The sequence below is a fragment of the Bacteroides sp. 3_1_23 genome (assembly GCF_000162555.1).
GTDB lineage: Bacteria > Bacteroidota > Bacteroidia > Bacteroidales > Bacteroidaceae > Bacteroides > Bacteroides ovatus.
Genome location: NZ_GG774955.1, coordinates 90,419 through 110,843, shown reverse-complemented (window position 1 = coordinate 110,843; position 20,425 = coordinate 90,419). Strand labels below are relative to the sequence as shown.

The window sequence follows — 20,425 nt, the reverse complement described above, 5'->3', positions numbered from 1 at the left end:
GAAAACAAGTTATTAAAAGAATAAAAACAAATAAGAATATGGAACTCGAATCAATTTTATTACCGGGCGTTGAAGCTAAAAGACCGATTGTCATTGCCGGCCCGTGTAGCGCAGAAACGGAAGAACAAGTAATGGATACAGCCAAACAACTGGCTGCTAAAGGACAAAAAATATATCGTGCCGGAATCTGGAAGCCGCGTACCAAACCGGGAGGTTTCGAAGGTATCGGTGTAGAAGGTCTTGCCTGGTTGAAAGAGGTGAAGAAAGAAACTGGAATGTATGTTTCTACGGAGGTAGCAACAGCCAAACACGTTTACGAATGTCTGAAAGCGGGAATCGATATTCTTTGGGTAGGTGCACGCACCACTGCCAATCCTTTCGCCGTACAGGAAATCGCTGACGCACTGAAAGGGGTTGATATCCCTGTATTGGTTAAGAACCCGGTGAACCCGGATCTCGAATTATGGATCGGAGCACTGGAACGTATCAACAACGCTGGTTTGAAGCGTCTGGGTGCTATCCACCGAGGTTTCAGCAGTTATGACAAAAAGATCTATCGAAATCTTCCCCAATGGCATATTCCTATCGAACTACGCCGCCGTATCCCTAATCTTCCGATTTTCTGTGATCCGAGCCATATCGGTGGAAAACGTGAGTTGGTAGCACCGCTTTGCCAACAGGCTATGGACTTGAATTTCGACGGTCTGATTGTAGAAAGCCACTGCAACCCGGATTGCGCATGGAGCGATGCTTCTCAACAAGTTACTCCGGACGTACTCGACTATATCCTCAATCTGTTGGTAATCCGTACGGAAACACAGTCTACCGAAAGTCTGGCACAGCTCCGTAAACAGATTGACGAATGTGACGACAATATCATTCAGGAATTAGCAAAAAGAATGCGTGTGGCACGTGAAATCGGTACTTACAAAAAAGAGCACGGAATCACAGTCCTTCAAGCCGGACGTTACAATGAGATTCTGGAAAAACGTGGCGCGCAGGGCGAACAATGCGGTATGGACAGCGAGTTTATGAAGAAGATTTTCGAAGCCATCCACGAAGAATCAGTTCGTCAACAGATGGAAATTATTAATAAGTAGTTAGAGTAGTCAAGTAGTATCTACTACTTACTACTTGACTACTAAATAATAAACATTATGAGAATATTAATCCTTGGAGCTGGTAAAATGGGCTCCTTCTTTACTGATATTTTGAGCTTTCAACACGAGACGGCCGTGTTCGACGTCAACCCGCACCAGTTGCGTTTCGTCTATAACACGTATCGTTTCACTACATTGGAGGAGATTAAGGAATTTGAACCGGAACTGGTTATTAATGCTGTTACAGTGAAGTACACGTTGGATGCCTTTCGCAAAATACTGCCTGTATTACCGAAAGACTGTATCATTAGTGACATTGCCTCTGTAAAAACAGGATTGAAGAAGTTCTACGAAGAAAGTGGTTTCCGCTACGTTTCCAGTCACCCTATGTTTGGCCCGACTTTCGCAAGTCTTAGCAATCTAAGCAGCGAAAATGCCATCATCATCAGTGAAGGCGACCACCTGGGAAAAATATTCTTCAAAGACCTCTACCAGACATTACGGTTGAACATCTTTGAATATACTTTCGATGAGCACGACGAAACAGTAGCCTACTCGCTTTCTATTCCGTTCGTATCGACGTTCGTATTTGCTGCCGTAATGAAACATCAGGAAGCCCCGGGAACTACGTTCAAAAAGCACATGGCAATCGCCAAAGGGCTGCTAAGCGAAGATGATTACCTGCTTCAGGAAATACTGTTCAACCCACGCACTCCGGGACAAGTGACTAATATCCGGACAGAATTGAAAAACCTTCTCGAAATCATCGAAAACAAGGATGCGGAAGGTATGAAAAAGTATCTGACGAAGATCCGGGAAAAGATTAAATAATCAATACCGGTGCCAAGATTTAACGATCCCCTGCAAAAAAGTTCTTTGCAGGGGATTTTTTTATGTGTACCTTTGTATCCGCAAAAACGGATTCACAGGAGAAAGAATGATAGATCAAATTACCATAGACCGGATATTGGACGCGGCACAAATTATGGATGTCGTTTCGGATTTTGTCACCCTGCGCAAACGTGGTGTCAATTATGTCGGTTTATGTCCGTTCCACAGTGATAAAACCCCTTCTTTTTATGTCTCTCCCGCCAAAGGATTATGCAAATGTTTTGCTTGTGGAAAAGGTGGAAATGCCGTGCATTTCATTATGGAACACGAGCAGATGTCTTATCCGGAAGCATTGAAGTACCTTGCCAAGAAATATAATATTGAAATCAAGGAGCGGGAATTAAGCGATGAAGAGAAGTTTGTGCAAAGCGAACGCGAAAGTCTGTTTATCGTTAATAACTTTGCACGCGACTATTTCCAGAACATACTAAAAAATCATGTAGACGGGCGTAGCATCGGTATGGCCTATTTCCGCAACCGTGGCTTTCGCGACGACATCATTGAGAAATTCCAATTAGGTTACTGCACTGAAGCCCACGATGCATTCGCCAAAGAAGCAATCCAAAAAGGATATAAGAAAGAGTACTTGGTAAAAACAGGACTTTGCTACGAAACGGACGACCACCGGTTACGGGATCGTTTTTGGGGACGTGTTATTTTCCCTGTACATACGCTTTCCGGCAAAGTGGTGGCTTTTGGCGGACGTGTACTTGCCAGTGCAACGAAAGGGGTTAAAGTCAAATACGTCAATTCGCCCGAATCGGAAATTTACCACAAAAGTAACGAGTTATACGGTATATATTTTGCCAAACAGGCTATTGTAAAACAAGACCGTTGCTTTTTGGTTGAAGGCTACACGGACGTAATCTCCATGCATCAATCCGGCATAGAGAATGTGGTTGCTTCCTCGGGAACAGCCCTTACACCGGGACAAATCCGTATGATTCACCGGTTCACCAACAACATGACTGTGCTTTACGACGGCGACGCAGCAGGTATCAAGGCTTCTATCCGGGGAATTGACATGTTATTGGAGGAAGGTATGAATATCAAAGTCTGTCTTCTTCCCGATGGGGACGACCCGGACTCTTTTGCCCGCAAGCACAACTCAACGGAATTTCAGACTTTTATCTCGGAACATGAAACGGACTTTATCCGCTTCAAAACGAACTTGCTACTGGAGGATGCAGGAAAAGATCCCATCAAGCGTGCGGAACTGATTGGTAATCTGGTGCAAAGTATTTCTGTCATCCCTGAAGCAATTGTCAGAGACGTCTATATCAAAGAATGCGCGCAGCTACTTCATGTAGAAGATAAGCTGCTAGTATCAGAAGTTGCCAAAAGACGGGAAACTCAAGCAGAGAAGCGAGCTGAACAAACGGAACGGGAACGCCGGATGGCTGAAAGAACGGCTATGATGTCACAGGGCAGCACACCTCCTGAAGATGTTCCAATACCTAATGGAGATATTCCGTTACCTCCTGAAGTGGATGGCGGATATACAGATGTTCCTCCTGCTCTGCAGGAAGACAGTTATGCTTCCTTTATTCCGCAGGAAGGAAAGGAAGGGCAGGAATTCTACAAATTCGAGCGACTGATATTACAGGCGGTAGTTCGTTATGGAGAGAAAATCATGTGTAACCTGACCGATGAAGAAGGAAACGAAATTCCGGTAACCGTCATAGAATATGTGGTTAATGATTTGAAAGAGGACGAGTTAGCCTTCCATAATCCGCTGCACCGCCAAATGTTATCGGAAGCTGCTGCACACATGCACGATTCCAACTTCATTGCCGAACGTTATTTCCTGGCACATCCTGATCCGGTAATCAGTAAATTGAGTGTAGACTTGATTAATGTGCGTTATCAGCTTAGTAAGTATCACTCCAAGTCCCAAAAGATTGTGACGGATGAAGAGCGGCTCTATGAAATGGTTCCGATGTTAATGATTAACTTCAAGTATGCAATCGTAACAGAGGAATTGAAGCACATGCTTTATGCCCTCCAAGATCCTGCTCTTGCCCATGATAATGAGAAATGCGACTCACTTATGCAACGCTATAATGAGTTGAGAACCGTACAAAGCATCATGGCAAAGCGGTTGGGAGATCGCGTCGTTTTACGATAAACTTATTTGTTTAGTGAGCAGAAAATAGATTATACTCTTCCGTGTTGAATCAGATTCATAAACTCTTCACGAGTCTTTGCCTGATTGAAAGCTCCGGTAAAGTCAGAAGTAGTAGTAATAGAGTTTTGTTTTTCTACACCACGCATCTGCATACACATGTGTTTGGCTTCCACCACCACCATTACTCCCAGTGGATTCAGCGTTTCCTGAATGCACTCTTTGATTTGCAGTGTCATGCGTTCCTGCACTTGCAGACGATGAGAGAATATATCGACTACACGGGCAATCTTACTCAACCCTGTGATATAGCCATTAGGAATATAAGCCACGTGCGCCTTTCCGTAGAACGGCAACATGTGATGTTCACAAAGAGAGAAGAAATCGATATCTTTCACAATCACCATCTGGCTATATTCTTCCTGGAATTTAGCGGAGCGAAGCACTTCGTGAGGGTCCATGTGATACCCTTTCGTCAAGCTTAACATCGCCTTAGCCACCCGTTCCGGAGTTTTCAATAACCCTTCCCTTTCGGCATCTTCACCCAACAAAGTTATAATACTACGATAATGACTCTTTAACTCCTCCAGATTCGGAGAAACAATTTCTTCTTTTTCTAACATGATACAATTATAAAGGAATATTGATCTGGTCTCTTACAATAGAAACCTCTTTAAACACACCGGTAGCTTTCAACCGACGCATCATTGCGTCCGCTTCTTCAATGCTACGGAAATCACCTACACGACAAAGCCAACGAGGCGGATTGAACGAAGTATATACCGTCAATTCAGGAAAATACTCTTTCACACGCGATGCTACATGATAAGCATCATTCTTCGCCTGACGAGTATTGTTACCGGCATACGCCTGGATTCTGAATCCGGAAGTCTTTATTACTTTCTGTTCACCTGTTGCAGGACGTTCCATACCTATCAGAGCCTCGATGCGGGGATCTTGATGGATAGTCACCTTTCCTTGCCCCGGAATGTTACGTTCCAAACTCTTGATAATACTTTGCGCTTGCGCAAAAGTAGCTGTCAAAACAAACAATAGGGTAAGTAAAACTTTCATTATTAAACAGTTGATTGTTGATAAATGATAAATGACAGTTAGAGAATAACAGTCGGAAAATGATAGTTGAAAAGATAAACGATAGTCGATAGCAGGCTATACTACATAGCAACTATCAACTATCATTTATCAACTATCATTTAATTGAAGGCATCAATGATACCTTTGAAATCAGATACTTTCAAAGCAGCACCACCAATCAAACCACCATCAACGTCCGGGTTAGCGAACAGTTCTTTAGCGTTAGAAGGTTTGCAACTACCACCGTAAAGGATAGAAGTATTGTCTGCGATTTCTTTACCATACTTGTTAGCTACGATAGAACGGATGAAAGCATGGATTTCCTGTGCTTGTTCAGGAGAAGCAGTTTTACCTGTACCGATAGCCCAAACCGGTTCGTAAGCCAATACAATCTTAGAGAAGTCTTCAGCAGACAGAGAGAATACAGATTCCATCTGTGCAGCTACCACTTCGTTCTGCTTGTTAGCTTCGCGTTCTTCCAACACTTCACCGATACAGAAAATCGGAGTCAGACCGTTAGCCAAAGCCAATTTTACTTTTTCTTCCAGGATAGCAACTGTTTCACCGTAGTATGCACGACGTTCAGAGTGTCCCAGAATTACATATTTTGCACCTGTAGAAGCAACCATTTCAGCTGAAACTTCACCTGTATATGCACCTGAAGCTTTGTCTGCACAGTTTTCAGCACCTACACCGATCTTTGCAGCGTCTACCAACGGGGTAACAGAAGCCAGGTGGATAAACGGAGTACAGATGATTACATCACAGTTAGGCTTTTCGTTAGCCAATGCTTCGTTCAATTCTTTAGCCAAAGCGATACCCTCTTGAAGGGTTTTGTTCATTTTCCAGTTTCCTGCAACAATGTTCTTTCTCATTTTGTTTTTTATTTTAAAGGGTTAATAAATTTACGATTTCACGATTGACAATTGAACGATCGGAATTAGCGTTCGTTACAGAGGCCGCTCGTTATCATTTATTTTTTTTATTCTTGTTCTTCTATTTTCGGATTCTCCGTTTTTAATTCTTTGCTTTTCATCTCTTCCTCTTGTTGCTTCCGCTTCGCGTTTTTCCGTTCTCTGCGACGAACGACCAAAACATCCACCCCAAGCACTAACAACAATGGAATAACAAACCATAAGAATACATATCCTACCGTATGAGTGTCACTGCTCACCTTCTGCTTTCCTAACGGCAGATTTTCCAGTTTGTCCGTCAGCACATATTCATCCGGTATATCCTCATCGCTCCATTTATTCAAAATTGTTCCGTTCTTAATCAGTATCAATCCCGGATTGGAACGAACCATCGTCTTTAATGTAATATCATCCATCTGACAGAAAGGATATTCGGCTCCCGTCTTGTCCTTCCACAATTCGATCTGTTCTTCCGGTGAAGAAGTGAGGCAATAAAACTTATAGCCATGCTCCACCGAATAGTCATATATCTCATTAATCAAATCAATGTTACTATCATCCGCCTCTTCAATCCGATGGGCAACCAACAGGAAGGTGTATCCTATATCCGTCAATACATCGTCTGTTATATCCTCGCCCGTATTCAGATCAATCATAGAGAAATCGTGAATAGCCGGTTCATATCCTTTTTCCTTCAGGATTGTCCGTGTGTCGACAAATGTCCAGGTACTATCCGGATAGTTATCCAACGTAAATTCTTTCTTCTCTCCGTTCTTTTCCAAGATAAAGATGCTTTCATATACACTCGGTTTCGCTCCTTCGGGCATTGTCATTCCTTCCAGAATATTCTTTCCGATCTTGTAAGGACGAAAGTCTAAAACAGGCAGACGGTCCAGACAATAGAACGACAAAGTAAATACAAAGAACAACGTATAGAGAGAAACCAGCCACTCCATTTTCACACTGATAAAACGAACCAGCATCCTTCTGTGACGGAAAGCCATCATTGCTGCAAACAGCAGAACTATATTCTTACCGAATGTCTCCCAGTTCGTCAACACCCAGGCATCTCCAAAACAGCCACAGTCCGAAACCGGATCAAAGATGGCAAGATACAAGGTCAGTGGTGTCATGAAAATCATCAGCATCAAAGCCAACGAAGTAGCCAATGTTCTTCTGGTAGCAAAAAATAAGGAGATACCGATAAAAAACTCAACGGCTGACAAGATGATGCCTCCCAATAAAGGGAAGAATGAAGGGAACCAGGAAGCCATTCCGAATGCGGTCAGATAATCCTGGATCTTATACTGGAACCCCAGTGGATCAACTGCCTTTACAAATCCGGAAAAGATGAACGATGCCGCCAAAAGAAAGCGACACGTATTCGCCACTACCTCCTGAATGATATGTAAGTTCTTATCCTTCAAATTCTATCTTAATCAGTCCGAAAACAGAGTAATTAATCATATCCATATAATTGGCATCAATTCCCTCTGACACCAATGTGTTGCCGGCCAGGCTCTCAATCTGCTTGGTACGGTAAATCTTCATCAAGATCAAGTCTGTGTAAGAGCTGACACGCATGCTCCGCCAGGCTTCATCATAATCATGGTTTTTGGCAAGCATCAGGTCTAATGCCTCTTTTGCATACTTATCGTATAAAGCCATCGCTTCTTCATTGCTGATGTCGGCAGACTCGGCATAACCCAGTTCCAACTGGATGAGCCCGACAATGCCATAATTGACAATCGCAATAAATTCAGCACGGATTCCCTCATCAATCAAGGTCACTCCTTTGGTTTCAATACTACGAATCCGATTGGCTTTAATAAAAATCTGGTCAGTCACCGAAGCCGGACGCAGGATACGCCATGCAGGCCCGTAATCGTGCAGCTTCTTGGAAAATAAGTCACGGCACAAAGCGATGACATGTTCAAATTGTTGCTTGGTATCTTTCATCTTCTTCCAAATAGTGCGCAAAGGTAACAATAATTAAGTAAAAACAGAAAGAGGGCACTCTAAATTATATTAAAGTGCCCTCTCCTAAAGATATTGTATTACTGTTTTATAAGCTATATTTTTTATGAACAACGCAAAACCTGTCCGATACGCAAAGTAGTGGTCGGTTTGATACGGTTCAGTTTGCAAAGCGTGCTGACTGATACGCCACGCAATTTAGCAATGCGGGACAATGTATCGCCACTCTTCACCTTATGATAACGGATAGTACCGTCAGCCACTTGGGTATCATGAGAGCCTGCACGTTTCACACCTTTTGTTTTGCGGAACGTATAAGTATCGGCAACGATATCCTGTTTTGGAAAGTCAAACATATAAATCGGATTAATTGCAATTCCCAGGAAGCGGGTTTCGAAATGAAGATGCGAACCTGTAGAACGTCCGGTGTTACCACCCAACCCGATCGGTTCACCAGCTTTTACCAACTGATTTTCTTCAACCAACTGCTTAGACAAGTGTCCATATATAGTTTCCAATCCATTATCGTGACGAATGACTACATATTTACCGTACCCTCTGCGTTCATATTTCACAATACGTACCTTACCATCAAAAGCAGAAACAATCGTATCACCGATATTAACTTTTAAATCAAGGCCATTATGCATTCTTCTCCAACGCGGGCCAAAAGGCGAAGTTATTTTTGTACTCGGAGTCGGCATACGAAAACCCGTCAGGTCAATTGTATATGTTTCCGGAATAATCGCATTTCCATAAGAATGCGCATATTGATTATTCCAATTCGGATAAAGACTTAAAGCGGGATATTCGGATTGTTCGGCACGGATTTGCTTCTGCAATGCCAAAGAATCTACTGATTTTAATTTTTTGTCTATCGGTGCCTGGCGGGCAATCAGGTCTTGTGAGAAAGAGCTCAAGCTGACCATAGCCGCAACAGCGACCAATCCTGTTTTAATAATGCAATTGAAATTCATTCCTTTTTTATCAATTCTATTTAATATTCGTCATTTGCATACAGGTAGTTAAATGTCGCCTGCTTGTAATCGAATATTTCTTCCGGTTTAAAAAATCTCTTTAATTCAATAGCCGCAGTCTCCGGAGAATCAGAAGCATGAACTATATTTTCCTGAAAGCTCATGCTGTAATCCCCACGAATGGTACCCGGGGCAGCCAGACGTCCATTAGTTGGTCCCGCCAACGTACGGACTGTTTGAATAGCATCCACACCTTCGAAACAACAAACAATGACAGGAGCTGTCATCATCGAATCTTTCACACGCTGAAAGAAGGATTTGCCGCTAAGGTGGGCATAATGTTCGCTCAACAATTCATCAGTCAGTTGCATCATCTTCATGCCAGCCAACCGTAATCCTTTACGCTCAAAGCGATGAGTAATCTCACCAACCAATCCCCGTTGAAGGGTACACGGTTTTAAAATGACCAGCGTTTTTTCAAGCATAATACTCGACTTTGCAAATGGTTAAACAATACATTTACTAAAAAAATTCTTCCAAAGATAGTGTTTTCCTACGAAATGGCAAGGAAGTTATTAACTATTTTTCAGAAGCTTAGAACGAAAAGGAAGAGGAATCAGGTCGTTAAACTCCTATAAATAGGGAGAATAGAGCCGAAATATGTTTTGCAACACATTTACGCAAATAAACTGCATGTTTAACCGTTTTTCAGCTTATGGCAGCCCAGTTAACATTCGTTTTCCGTAAGGCTTTAAGCTGTCGCCATAAGATTTCGTTCTCCGGACTTTGTGCTGCAGGGTCTTGTTCTACAATACTTTCAGCTATAGCACGAACGTATTGCAACAGTTGACCGTCGCGGACAATATCCGCGATCTTCAAATCGAAAGCGATACCGCTTTGCTGTGTACCTTCAAGATCACCGGGACCACGCAGTTTCAAATCGGCCTCCGCTATTTCAAAACCATCATTGGTGCGCACCATGATTTCCAATCGTTTCCGGGTATCCTCCGTCAACTTGTAATTCGTCACCAGAATACAATAAGACTGTTCTGCTCCACGCCCTACCCGACCGCGCAACTGATGTAACTGTGATAACCCGAAACGTTCTGCATTTTCAATAATCATAACCGAAGCATTCGGAACGTTCACTCCCACTTCAATGACGGTGGTAGCTACCATGATCTGCGCTTTCCCCGAGACAAAAAGCTGCATTTGCTCATCTTTCTCGGCTGGTTTCATTTTACCATGCACTTTACAAACCGTACACTTCGGAAACTCTTCCAGAATATGCTGATACCCTTCTTCAAGATTCTTCAAATCAATTTTTTCGCTCTCTTTAATCAGCGGATAGACAATATAAACCTGGCGTCCTTCGTCGATCTGCTTACGTACCGAACGATACATGCTTTCCCGGCGATTGTCGAATTGATGGATGGTAGTAATCGGTTTTCTTCCGGGTGGAAGTTCATCGATAACAGACACGTCCAAGTCACCGTACAAAGTCATCGCCAACGTACGGGGAATGGGAGTGGCAGTCATTACAAGCACATGCGGAGGTTGAACATTCTTACTCCAAAGACGGGCACGTTGAGCCACGCCAAAACGATGTTGTTCGTCAATCACAACGAAGCCTAAAGAAGAGAAATTGACAGTATCTTCAACAACAGCATGTGTTCCTATTAATATCTGCACATCTCCTGTCAGCAATCCGGCCAGAATTGCTTCTCTCCTTTTTCCTTTAATAGAACCTGTCAGTAGCTCAACACGAATATCCATGCCAAAAAGCAGTTCCTTAATGGTTTCGTAGTGCTGGTTTGCCAGGATTTCGGTAGGTGCCATCATACAAGCCTGATAGCCATTATCCAATGCCAGCAACATACTCATCAAGGCAACCAGTGTTTTTCCACTTCCTACATCTCCCTGCAAAAGGCGATTCATCTGTCTGCCACTGCCGACATCGTTCCGTATCTCTTTCAACACCCGTTTCTGCGCACCCGTCAGTTGGAAAGGAAGATTCTTTGTATAAAATGTATTGAACACATCTCCCACTTTTTCAAAGATGTATCCACGATACCTTTTCTGCCTGTCTTTGGCATATCGGAGAATGTTTAACTGAACATAAAACAGTTCTTCAAATTTAAGACGGTATTGTGCCCGACGGAGGACGTCAGGATTGGTTGGGAAGTGGATATTCCGGAGCGCTTCCGTCAAAGGCATCAAATGATGCTCCGCCAGCAACTTGGGAGAAAGTGTTTCAGGTAGAGGCTCCTGTATCTGCTGAATCACCGTTGCCATCATCTTCTCAATCGCGTGAGAGTTGAGGAAACTGCGTTTCATCTTCTCCGTCGTACTATAATAAGGTTGCAGCCCCACCGAGGAAAGTTTCAAATCATCCGGTTTGTCTACATCAGGATGCGCCACATTGATACGTCCGTTGAAAACAGTAGGTTTGCCGAAAATAATATATTCCTCGTGAAGTTTATACTTTCCCAAGATGTACTTTATACCTTGAAACCACACCAAATCCACGACTCCTGTACCATCCGAAAAATGCGCTGTCAGACGGCGCTGCCGTCCTTCACCAATGGTCTCGAAACCGAGGATTTCTCCTTTCAACTGGATATACGGCATATTGCCATCTATTTCATGAATGTAATAGATGCGGCTCCGGTCAATATATTTATAAGGGAAATAATAAATTAAATCGTGCAAGGAATAGATTTCCAACTCCTTATTTAATACAGCGGCTTTTTGAGGGCCTACACCGGAGATAAATTTTATGTCGCGTGTGGCTAAATCGAACATTTATAAAAGAGCACTCCCTACTTTTAAATCGAAAGGAGTTGTTATTTTTATATTTTCACGGTTGCCTTCTGCCAGATAAACGGGCATTCCCATCGCTTCCACAACGGAAGCATCATCTGTAAAGAAGGGGGTAAATTCCTGGGCATAGGCTTGTTGCAGCAACCCTACATCAAACACTTGCGGCGTTTGCACCAGTTTATAATCAGTCCGGCTGACTGTTTCACTTCCGGCATCTGTCAAATGGCGAAGCGTCTCTACTACATCCACCACAGGAATCACTGCTTTTTGCACCTCTGCCAACTCATAACAACGGCGAATCACTTCTACTGATACAAACGGGCGTACTCCATCATGCACTCCCACCAATCCCGGCTCTTGCACCAGTGCCAGCCCGCTCTTTACGGAATGGAAACGTGTTTCACCTCCTTCTGCAAGGACATGTTTTACCGTAAAATGATGTTCATCGCAAAGTTGCTTCCAGAAACTTTGTTGCTCCTGCGGAAGCACCAATATGATTTGAAGTGCCTCGTCATATTTCCTGAAGACTTCCAGGGTATGCATCAACACAGGTTTATCACCCATGGGAAGGAATTGTTTGGGAAGATCACTTCCCATTCGCAAGCCCTTTCCACCGGCGACAATGATTACATATTTCTTCATGGACGGTTTAGCGTTTAACGCACATCGCTTCTACCAGTTCGTCTACTTTTTCTTTACCTACCAACAGGTCAACGATTGTCAAGGCAAATTCCATAGCAGCACCTGGTCCCATACCCGTAATGATGTTTCCATCACGTACGACATGTGCATTTACACATTCGGCACCATCCAGATATTGTTCGAAACTCGGATAACAGGTAGCCTTCTTTCCTTTCAGCAGTCCCAGTTTACCCAACACCATCGGAGCAGCACAAATGGCAGCAATAGGTTTACCTTTTGCAGCAAAATCAAGGATCAATTTGCGCAATCCTTCGTGCTTGTCAAGTGTAGCAGCTCCCGGCATTCCTCCCGGCAACAACAAAAGTTCAGCATCAAAGAAATCACAATTCTCGAAATTGATATCGCAAAGAACGGATACATCATGTGCTCCTACTACAATTTCATCCGGTGTAACGGATACGATTTCTACATTCAGTCCGGCACGTCTCAACGTGTCAATAGCAGTAAAGGCTTCAATTTCTTCAAAACCATCTGCAAAAAAAGCGTATACAGTTCCCATAATGCTTAATATATTTGGTTAATGATACTATCTCAAGTTAAAATAATAGGTGATTGTCCCTGTCTGGTTATTCACTCCATCGATCGTATTAAAACGGGCTTTCTTAGCTGCATCCTCCGCTGCCTTACGTAAAGCAGAATTTACAGTGTTCGTTTGAGGGCTAATGCTGGTCGACACTACTTGTCCTGCGGGATTCACAGTGATATTCACCACTACACGTCCTTCTTCCTGCACGTTATATGCAGGCTTCGGCAAACTACCCGTACCTAAAGAACGTCCGCCAAGGTCAAATGTTCCATAACCACCAGTTCCGGTCTTCGCTCCGGTAGAAGAGTTACCCTCCTTGCTACCTTCGGTTCCCGTGCCACTAGCCGCTGTTCCTTTATTTCCTGTCATTTGCGCTCCTTTTCCAAACGCACCGGACACCCTCTTTCTGGCAGCTTCTTCGGCAGCCTTACGTTCACGTTCCGCTTTTTCTTCTGCCAGTCGTTTCGCTTCTGCAGCTTTTTCCGCTTCCGTTTTTTCCGGCTTCTTCACCGGTTCTTTCGGCTTGACCACCTCTTTAGGTTTCACCGTCTCTTTTTTCGGTTCTTCCGTCTTAGGCTTCAAAGTGACCGTTTCCTCTTCAGTCTGTGTCAGTAAATCCTGTTCAGAAGGGAGTTGCGGTTCTGTTTCCGCAGGCGGTGCTGCCGCATCTTCATCCATAATATCCACATCTACCAGAGAAGGATCATCAAAGCCGCTCGCTGTATCCACATTCCCCATCATCACAGGCACTCCGTCTGCATCTTCATCCGGTTGGGGGACAGTAAAGCTCACCAGAATCAAAAGAGCAATCACTGCCACATGCACCAACAGTGCACCGAGCGCTCCTATGTATTCACCCTTTTTTCTTCTGTCCATTGTTTCTTATTTATTTTCAGGCGGGCGGGTAGCCAGCACCATCTTAAAATGATTCTCGTTTGCAATGTTCAATACCCTTACGATCTCACGATAAGGTACCGATTCATCTGCATACAATGCCACATACATTTCCGGTTCCTTCTCTGCACAACTCTGCAAAAATGAAGTCAGATCGTTCAGCGCCACCGGCTGCTCTTTTTCATTGCCGAAAGCGGCATAGAAATTCAAGTCCTTATCGATAACCACTCTTGTCAGCGGCTTGGCCGAAGTCTGCTGCTTGCCTTGAGGCAACAATACCTTTATGGCATTGGGCGACACCACCGTAGAGGTTATCATAAAGAATATCAGCAACAGGAAGATGACGTCCGTCATGGAGGCCATGCTGAAATTGGGCGATACTCTATTTCTTCTTTTTAATCCCATCTGCCAATTATTTTGCAGGCTCGTTCAACAGGTCCATGAACTCCATTGTACGAGATTCCATTTTATTTACCACACGGTCTACCAGCATCACCAGATAATTATAGGCAAACATAGCGATGATACCGACAATCAGACCACCGACCGTTGTAATCATAGCTTCATAGATACCTCCCGAAAGCAAAGTGATATCAATGTTTCCACTTCCGGCATTCGCCATTTCGTAGAATGCGCGTACCATACCGGTCACCGTACCGAGAAATCCGAGCATTGGAGCACCTCCGGAAATAGTTGCCATCACAGTCAGTCCTTTTTCCAACTTTGCAACTTCAATGTTACCCACATTCTCAATAGCTACCTGCACATCGTTAATAGGACGTCCCAGACGGCTGATTCCTTTTTCTATCATACGTGCCGAAGGGGTATTCATCGTACGGCAATAGTTAATAGCCGCTTTGATCTCTCCACTATGAATATAGTCTTTAATCCGTTCCATAAACATAGGGTCCTCTTTTCCTGCTTTGCGAATCATGTAGTTACGTTCAAACAGGATATAGAAACAGATAACCGACAGTACGCCCAATACAATCATAATCCATCCACCCTTGACAGCCATATCAAGCATGTTCATTTCTGGAGCGTTTACCTCCGTCAGCACGGGGTTGGCAGTAGCCAGTGAGTCGGCCATATTCATAGCCCCTTGGGCTAACAAGATCATTGCATTCATGAGCGTAAACAGTTTTTATATTCCTGAATGGTACGTTCGAGTCCCAGATACAGTGCATCGCTAATCAACGCATGTCCGATAGACACTTCATCCACCCAAGGAATGTTTTTATAGAAATAATTTAAATTCACCAGACTTAAATCATGACCGGCGTTCAATCCGATACCCAGTTTACGGGCAGTCTTTGCAGCTTCGATAAAAGGAGCGATAGCTGCTTCCGGATTCTTCGGATAGTCCGTCGCATAAGGTTCAGTATACAGTTCGACGCGATCCGCCCCTGCTTTTGCTGCATATTCCACCATTTCAGGATCGGCTGCCACAAAAACGGAAGTACGAATGCCGGCACTGTTAAACTGATCGAGAACTTCCGTCAGGAATTCCTGATTTGCTTTCGTATCCCAACCGGAATTGGAGGTGATCTGTGAAGGATCATCGGGAACTAGAGTAACCTGATGAGGTTTTACTTTCAACACCAAGTCAATAAATTCCGGAGACGGATAACCTTCAATATTAAATTCAGTCCGCAACAGAGGACGCAAGTCATATACATCAGAACGACGAATGTGACGCTCGTCAGGACGGGGATGAACGGTGATACCATCAGCCCCAAAAGATTCACAATCAAGCGCTACCTTTACTACATCGGGCACATTTCCCCCGCGAGCATTTCTTAGTGTAGCAATCTTGTTTATGTTTACACTTAATTTAGTCATAGTTCTACGTTATATTTGCCGCAAAAATACAAATATTATTATTAGTTGCCTAATAATACGAAACGCATTCTCTACTCTTTTTTGGTTATTTAAAGTAGAAATCCAAGAAAAAATGCCAAATTTGCATCCTGAACTAATGATGTTGCTTATGAAATTTGCCATTTTTGGAAATACTTATCAGGCTAAAAAGTCTTCTCATGCTGTCACCTTGTTTAAACTTTTAAAGAAACAAGGAGCAGAGATTGGTATGTGCAGGGAATTTTATCAATTCCTAGTTTCTGAAAATATGGATATTGAAGCAGATCAATTATTTGATGGTGATGATTTTACTGCCGATATGGTAATCAGCATCGGAGGCGACGGAACGTTTCTGAAAGCTGCCCGCCGCGTAGGAAGAAAAGGGATCCCTATTTTGGGAATTAACACAGGACGTTTAGGATTTCTGGCAGATATTTCACCGGAAGAAATGGAGGAAACATTTGATGAAATCCAAAACGGCAGATATAGTGTGGAGGAACGGAGCGTACTTCAGTTAATCTGCAACGACAAACATCTCCAAGATTCTCCTTATGCCCTCAACGAAATAGCTATTCTCAAACGGGACAGCTCCTCAATGATCAGTATCCGGACAGCAATTAATGGCGCGTATCTGAATACTTATCAAGCTGACGGATTAGTAATTGCCACTCCAACAGGTTCCACAGCCTACTCTTTGAGTGTAGGAGGCCCGATCATCGTTCCTCATTCCAACACTATTGCCATCACTCCGGTGGCTCCACATAGTCTCAACGTCCGCCCTATCGTTATTCGGGATGATTGGGAGATTACATTAGATGTAGAAAGCAGAAGTCACAACTTCCTCGTCGCCATTGACGGGAGGAGCGAAACTTGCAAAGAAACGACTCAACTAACCATTCGCCGGGCAGATTACAGCGTAAAGGTAGTGAAACGTTTTAATCACATTTTTTTTGATACACTCCGCAGCAAGATGATGTGGGGAGCTGACGGAAGACGGTAAGCAGTCCACATTATGCAACCGTTATTCCTCATCACCCGATTCAACTATACGGTACTTAAAAATAGAACTTCTAAAAAAAGGGACATTCAAGCTGTTGGGAATGCAACAAATTGGGTATAGATTCCAACTAAAGAGAAAAGGGGCCGGGATTTACTATCTTCAGAAATCAGATTAACATTATTTTCCCCTATATTTACTCAATAAGATTAAAATATACTGATTACACTTGCAAATCATTCTTTTATAGACAACAGTCATTCATTTTATCAGTTTCTCCTTACCTTTATTTACATACAAACTAGAGAAAAAAATAGCTTCCAATCATTCCTATATGAGTTCCTCGCCGAGAAATGAGATGTCCCTCACCGAGGAACTTATCCTTCCTCGGTGAGGGACATCTCGTTGGTTTTAATCCAACGAAGGCTTCCATGATTAAAAAGCCGCATATTGTCTGCAAATTCATGCTACGCTCGCCCTATTTTCTGTATATTATTGCAATTATTTATGCAGTTCTTTCCCCAGTTCATCCATAAAAGAACAACTGTTGCCCGAAGAAATATTAAAAACAGACCATCGGGTTAGCTAATATAGAAGAAAATAGAATATCGGTAGAGAAAAAGAATACCCCGATATTAATCTAACATAAAGGTCTGCGAACCAATCAGATTACCACCTTCGAAGATATCAACACGGTAGTTTCCGGCATACAAGAATTCTTCTACATCCCAAAACACATTGATATTCTGTTCTTCTCCGTTATATTCAATATACTTCTTAATTGAATAAACCAATGTACGGTTTTCATAAGGGAAAGTATTGGATGCACTCTTGGTCAGTACATCATTATCGGGTTTGGTTATACGTACATAGATGGTACGTTCACCGTTTTCGGCGGTTATATTCTTCACGACCGTGAAACTGATGGCTAACTTCACCACGTCTTTCACTTTCTTCGCCACTTTACCACGTTTATTGCGTGGTTCGATACGAATATTAGTTGCATCGAGTTGTGCGGCTAGCGTCACCTTCTTATTCAGATTCTTCTTTTCTTCAGAAAGGTTATCGATCTGTCGTGAAGCCTGATTATACTTTTGAGTCACTTCAGCTATGACCTGTTTCTGCTGTGCAGTCAGTTTATTCAGAGAGTCGATCTGATTAATATACCCAATCATTACCTTACGCAAAGTAGCCAACTCATTCTTTAAACGACGGATCTCTGTAGCATTCGTGCTCTTCACTGTACGAAGTTCTTCCAAGAGACGTTGAGTTTTCAATTGTTCCTGTTCCAGTAATTGAGATAAAGAGTCATTAGAAATCGTCATCTTTAACTCATCATATTGTTGTGCAAAACGGGTATATTCGTTTTCCAGATCTTCCTTATCTAATTGGAATTCCTGCACTAACTCCCGGTTAGCTTGTTTTTCGGTAAACAATAAATAAGTAATACCAATAATAGCTATCACCAAGATAGCCACGGCCGCAATAAGAAGGCTTTTTTTACTCATAGTTTCAGTTGTGAATTGATAACGTGCGCAAAAGTAATCATTTCGCAACAGAAGTCAAGTATAAAAAGTGAGAGTTTTTGAAAAACTCCCGACTAATCTATGCAATTTTAATTTATTAACCAGTCAACCAGGCCGAACCGACAGACGCAAAGTACCCCGACTGATTCTCCTTTATGATCCTAAGCGGCCACTGGCATTACCTGATCGGAGCAGCCTTATTTGCGACTTTTACCTCGTTTGCGTACTGGTTTTGAAGCAAATGACACTTTAGCAAACCAGTATTGAAATTATTTTTTAGTGAAGCGGTAGCCCGAGAAATAATATAGAATTTACCTAACGTACAAACGTACGTTATCTACCGTGTGAATGTCCGTTACCCACCGGGCGAGCATCAACAACCTACCAGACAAAAGTCGGTCATCTGCCGGACGAACAGTTCATGAGGGACACGGGAACAGAAACGGCACCGACGAAGTGATCCGAACCGACAACGGCAGCAACCAAAGCCATCTTCTCTGCCCTGTATTATTGCTGTTGTTTATAACAGAAATAATACTTTTACTTACTCTTCTTTACTTTACTCTTCTCTACTCTACTGGTTTTCATTGGGTTTTTCCCCTTTACTGGCGGGCGTTTCAGCGCTTTGTAACCCCCTCTCCAAACACCCTCGTTTTTGCATCGTTTTCGTTGTTTATTCTCCGCTTCTCTTCCACGCTTGCCAACGGCTTGTTCGACCACTTTTTTTTCATGATAGCTATCCATTCCGGAGAACTTAGACCTTTAACTAAAATTATTACGGAAAAATTTCTTTAATCAGGATTATCGTTGTAATTTTGTCGCGCTAAAAGATAAAACAAATTATCAACTTTTTAAATATATAGTATTATGTCAAAAGTAACCGTAGTAGGCGCAGGTAACGTAGGTGCTACATGTGCAAATGTACTTGCTTTTAATGAAGTAGCAGACGAAGTAGTAATGCTGGACGTTAAAGAAGGCGTTTCAGAAGGTAAAGCAATGGATATGATGCAGACAGCTCAATTGTTGGGTTTCGACACTACATTGGTAGGCTGCACGAACGACTATGCTCAAACTGCTAACTCTGACGTTGTTGTGATTACTTCAGGTATTCCTCGTAAACCGGGTATGACTCGTGAAGAACTGATCGGTGTGAACGCTGGTATCGTTAAATCGGTAGCAGAAAACCTGTTGAAATATTCTCCTAACGCTATCATCGTTGTTATCTCCAACCCAATGGATACAATGACTTATTTGGCATTGAAAGCTCTGGGCTTGCCGAAAAACCGTGTTATCGGTATGGGTGGTGCTCTGGATAGCTCTCGTTTCAAATATTTCTTGTCTCAAGCTATCGGTTGCAACGCTAACGAAGTAGAAGGTATGGTTATCGGTGGTCACGGTGATACTACGATGATTCCTTTGACTCGTTTCGCTACTTACAAAGGTATGCCTGTAGCTAATTTCATCTCTGCAGAGAAATTGGAAGAAGTTGCTGCTGCTACTATGGTAGGTGGTGCTACGCTGACTAAATTGCTAGGTACTTCTGCATGGTATGCACCGGGTGCAGCAGGAGCATTCGTAGTTGAATCTATCCTTCACGACCAAAAGAAGATGGTTCCTTGTTCTGTATTATTGGAAGGTGAATACGGCGAATCAGATCTTTGCATCGGTGTTCCTGTAATCCTTGGCAAGAATGGTATCGAAAAGATCGTTGAACTGAACCTGAACGAAGACGAAAAAGCTAAGTTCGCAGCTAGCGCAAAAGCTGTTCACGGAACTAACGCTGCTTTGAAAGAAGTAGGTGCTCTGTAATTAAAATCCCCTTACTTTATATATCAAGAAAGGCTGTTCCTCGCCATGAGGAATAGCCTTCTTTCTTTTCAACAGAATCCATCCCCACTATATTTCTAAAAAAAGCTAATTCGTTTTGAGTTCTCACAGAAAGCACATACATTTGCATCGTTGTTTATGCAATTATTGTTTAAGTAAACAAGTACAAAAAAACAGACTACTTTAATAAA

At 42.9% G+C, this 20,425-nt stretch carries 20 protein-coding genes; 5 read left to right on the top strand and 15 right to left on the bottom strand.

What is annotated here, in order from left to right:
- The first annotated feature begins 38 nt into the window (after nt 1-38).
- From HMPREF9010_RS06150 to dnaG, 3 genes are all read left to right on the top strand, one after another.
- Nucleotides 39-1,100, top strand: coding sequence for a bifunctional 3-deoxy-7-phosphoheptulonate synthase/chorismate mutase type II (locus HMPREF9010_RS06150; protein ID WP_004297264.1), 1,062 nt, complete (start codon nt 39-41; stop codon nt 1,098-1,100).
- A 57-nt stretch (nt 1,101-1,157) separates the two neighbouring features.
- Nucleotides 1,158-1,931: a prephenate dehydrogenase gene (locus tag HMPREF9010_RS06155; RefSeq protein ID WP_004297263.1), complete on the top strand. Its 774-nt coding sequence runs from the start codon at nt 1,158-1,160 to the stop codon at nt 1,929-1,931.
- A 106-nt stretch (nt 1,932-2,037) separates the two neighbouring features.
- Entirely contained in the window at nt 2,038-4,119 is a 2,082-nt protein-coding gene (gene dnaG, locus HMPREF9010_RS06160) for a DNA primase (protein WP_004305478.1), read from the top strand.
- A gap of 29 nt (nt 4,120-4,148) precedes the next feature.
- Here the strand turns inward: dnaG and folE are convergent, their stop codons facing one another.
- The 14 genes from folE to HMPREF9010_RS06230 form a co-directional block, all read right to left on the bottom strand.
- Complete coding sequence (folE, locus tag HMPREF9010_RS06165; RefSeq protein ID WP_004297261.1) at nt 4,149-4,739, bottom strand: GTP cyclohydrolase I FolE; 591 nt, start codon at nt 4,737-4,739, stop codon at nt 4,149-4,151.
- A gap of 7 nt (nt 4,740-4,746) precedes the next feature.
- Entirely contained in the window at nt 4,747-5,190 is a 444-nt protein-coding gene (locus HMPREF9010_RS06170) for an SPOR domain-containing protein (RefSeq protein WP_004297260.1), read from the bottom strand.
- Between the two features lie 140 nt (nt 5,191-5,330).
- The gene (gene tpiA, locus HMPREF9010_RS06175) at nt 5,331-6,086 is read right to left on the bottom strand and encodes a triose-phosphate isomerase (protein ID WP_004297259.1); all 756 of its coding nucleotides are present in this window, start codon (nt 6,084-6,086) and stop codon (nt 5,331-5,333) included.
- Between the two features lie 107 nt (nt 6,087-6,193).
- The gene (locus tag HMPREF9010_RS06180) at nt 6,194-7,552 is read right to left on the bottom strand and encodes a BT_3928 family protein (protein ID WP_004315468.1); all 1,359 of its coding nucleotides are present in this window, start codon (nt 7,550-7,552) and stop codon (nt 6,194-6,196) included.
- On the bottom strand, nt 7,542-8,084 hold the full coding sequence (locus HMPREF9010_RS06185) for a DUF1599 domain-containing protein (protein ID WP_004297257.1): 543 nt from the start codon (nt 8,082-8,084) through the stop codon (nt 7,542-7,544). The genes HMPREF9010_RS06180 and HMPREF9010_RS06185 overlap by 11 nt, the downstream gene beginning before the upstream one ends.
- 122 nt (nt 8,085-8,206) lie before the next feature.
- Nucleotides 8,207-9,079: a peptidoglycan DD-metalloendopeptidase family protein gene (locus HMPREF9010_RS06190; protein ID WP_004297256.1), complete on the bottom strand. Its 873-nt coding sequence runs from the start codon at nt 9,077-9,079 to the stop codon at nt 8,207-8,209.
- Nucleotides 9,080-9,099: 20 nt separating this feature from the next.
- Nucleotides 9,100-9,564: a nucleoside-diphosphate kinase gene (ndk, locus tag HMPREF9010_RS06195; RefSeq protein ID WP_004305483.1), complete on the bottom strand. Its 465-nt coding sequence runs from the start codon at nt 9,562-9,564 to the stop codon at nt 9,100-9,102.
- Nucleotides 9,565-9,787: 223 nt separating this feature from the next.
- Complete coding sequence (recG, locus tag HMPREF9010_RS06200; RefSeq protein ID WP_008650486.1) at nt 9,788-11,884, bottom strand: ATP-dependent DNA helicase RecG; 2,097 nt, start codon at nt 11,882-11,884, stop codon at nt 9,788-9,790.
- Complete coding sequence (locus HMPREF9010_RS06205) at nt 11,885-12,544, bottom strand: 2-C-methyl-D-erythritol 4-phosphate cytidylyltransferase (RefSeq protein WP_008650485.1); 660 nt, start codon at nt 12,542-12,544, stop codon at nt 11,885-11,887.
- 7 nt (nt 12,545-12,551) lie between these two features.
- Nucleotides 12,552-13,103: a DJ-1 family glyoxalase III gene (locus HMPREF9010_RS06210; RefSeq protein ID WP_004297251.1), complete on the bottom strand. Its 552-nt coding sequence runs from the start codon at nt 13,101-13,103 to the stop codon at nt 12,552-12,554.
- Between the two features lie 27 nt (nt 13,104-13,130).
- The gene (locus tag HMPREF9010_RS06215; RefSeq protein WP_008650484.1) at nt 13,131-14,006 is read right to left on the bottom strand and encodes a cell envelope integrity protein TolA; all 876 of its coding nucleotides are present in this window, start codon (nt 14,004-14,006) and stop codon (nt 13,131-13,133) included.
- 6 nt (nt 14,007-14,012) lie between these two features.
- Nucleotides 14,013-14,429, bottom strand: coding sequence for an ExbD/TolR family protein (locus HMPREF9010_RS06220; protein WP_004305499.1), 417 nt, complete (start codon nt 14,427-14,429; stop codon nt 14,013-14,015).
- A gap of 7 nt (nt 14,430-14,436) precedes the next feature.
- Complete coding sequence (locus tag HMPREF9010_RS06225) at nt 14,437-15,153, bottom strand: MotA/TolQ/ExbB proton channel family protein (protein WP_004297248.1); 717 nt, start codon at nt 15,151-15,153, stop codon at nt 14,437-14,439.
- A complete protein-coding gene (locus tag HMPREF9010_RS06230; protein ID WP_004297247.1) occupies nt 15,150-15,866 on the bottom strand; it encodes a pyridoxine 5'-phosphate synthase in 717 nt (238 codons plus the stop codon). Before HMPREF9010_RS06230 ends, HMPREF9010_RS06225 begins: the two co-directional genes overlap by 4 nt.
- Before the next feature lie 148 nt (nt 15,867-16,014).
- Here HMPREF9010_RS06230 and HMPREF9010_RS06235 point away from each other — a divergent pair, with 148 nt between their 5' ends.
- Nucleotides 16,015-16,884: an NAD kinase gene (locus HMPREF9010_RS06235; protein WP_004305502.1), complete on the top strand. Its 870-nt coding sequence runs from the start codon at nt 16,015-16,017 to the stop codon at nt 16,882-16,884.
- Between the two features lie 632 nt (nt 16,885-17,516).
- Here the strand turns inward: HMPREF9010_RS06235 and HMPREF9010_RS06240 are convergent.
- Nucleotides 17,517-18,389 carry a hypothetical protein gene (locus tag HMPREF9010_RS06240; RefSeq protein WP_004297244.1) on the bottom strand — a complete coding sequence of 291 codons (873 nt, stop codon included), beginning with the start codon at nt 18,387-18,389 and terminating at the stop codon, nt 17,517-17,519.
- 885 nt (nt 18,390-19,274) lie between these two features.
- On the opposite strand from HMPREF9010_RS06240, the gene mdh reads away from it, so the two are divergent.
- Nucleotides 19,275-20,216 (top strand): malate dehydrogenase, encoded by a 942-nt coding sequence (mdh, locus tag HMPREF9010_RS06245; protein WP_004297234.1) that lies wholly within the window; start codon nt 19,275-19,277, stop codon nt 20,214-20,216.
- Nucleotides 20,217-20,425: the final 209 nt, after the last annotated feature.

Excerpts from the sequence above, each read along its gene's own strand:
- ndk (WP_004305483.1), bottom strand. The coding sequence starts at position 9,564 with ATGCTTGAAAAAACGCTGGTCATTTTAAAACCGTGTACCCTTCAACGG.
- recG (WP_008650486.1), bottom strand. The coding sequence starts at position 11,884 with ATGTTCGATTTAGCCACACGCGACATAAAATTTATCTCCGGTGTAGGC.
- HMPREF9010_RS06215 (WP_008650484.1), bottom strand. The coding sequence starts at position 14,006 with ATGGACAGAAGAAAAAAGGGTGAATACATAGGAGCGCTCGGTGCACTG.
- HMPREF9010_RS06230 (WP_004297247.1), bottom strand. The coding sequence starts at position 15,866 with ATGACTAAATTAAGTGTAAACATAAACAAGATTGCTACACTAAGAAAT.
- folE (WP_004297261.1), bottom strand. The coding sequence starts at position 4,739 with ATGTTAGAAAAAGAAGAAATTGTTTCTCCGAATCTGGAGGAGTTAAAG.
- HMPREF9010_RS06210 (WP_004297251.1), bottom strand. The coding sequence starts at position 13,103 with ATGGGAACTGTATACGCTTTTTTTGCAGATGGTTTTGAAGAAATTGAA.
- HMPREF9010_RS06225 (WP_004297248.1), bottom strand. The coding sequence starts at position 15,153 with ATGAATGCAATGATCTTGTTAGCCCAAGGGGCTATGAATATGGCCGAC.
- HMPREF9010_RS06190 (WP_004297256.1), bottom strand. The coding sequence starts at position 9,079 with ATGAATTTCAATTGCATTATTAAAACAGGATTGGTCGCTGTTGCGGCT.
- HMPREF9010_RS06150 (WP_004297264.1), top strand. The coding sequence starts at position 39 with ATGGAACTCGAATCAATTTTATTACCGGGCGTTGAAGCTAAAAGACCG.
- HMPREF9010_RS06205 (WP_008650485.1), bottom strand. The coding sequence starts at position 12,544 with ATGAAGAAATATGTAATCATTGTCGCCGGTGGAAAGGGCTTGCGAATG.
- HMPREF9010_RS06185 (WP_004297257.1), bottom strand. The coding sequence starts at position 8,084 with ATGAAAGATACCAAGCAACAATTTGAACATGTCATCGCTTTGTGCCGT.
- HMPREF9010_RS06220 (WP_004305499.1), bottom strand. The coding sequence starts at position 14,429 with ATGGGATTAAAAAGAAGAAATAGAGTATCGCCCAATTTCAGCATGGCC.
- dnaG (WP_004305478.1), top strand. The coding sequence starts at position 2,038 with ATGATAGATCAAATTACCATAGACCGGATATTGGACGCGGCACAAATT.
- mdh (WP_004297234.1), top strand. The coding sequence starts at position 19,275 with ATGTCAAAAGTAACCGTAGTAGGCGCAGGTAACGTAGGTGCTACATGT.
- HMPREF9010_RS06240 (WP_004297244.1), bottom strand. The coding sequence starts at position 18,389 with ATGAGTAAAAAAAGCCTTCTTATTGCGGCCGTGGCTATCTTGGTGATA.
- HMPREF9010_RS06155 (WP_004297263.1), top strand. The coding sequence starts at position 1,158 with ATGAGAATATTAATCCTTGGAGCTGGTAAAATGGGCTCCTTCTTTACT.
- HMPREF9010_RS06235 (WP_004305502.1), top strand. The coding sequence starts at position 16,015 with ATGAAATTTGCCATTTTTGGAAATACTTATCAGGCTAAAAAGTCTTCT.
- tpiA (WP_004297259.1), bottom strand. The coding sequence starts at position 6,086 with ATGAGAAAGAACATTGTTGCAGGAAACTGGAAAATGAACAAAACCCTT.
- HMPREF9010_RS06170 (WP_004297260.1), bottom strand. The coding sequence starts at position 5,190 with ATGAAAGTTTTACTTACCCTATTGTTTGTTTTGACAGCTACTTTTGCG.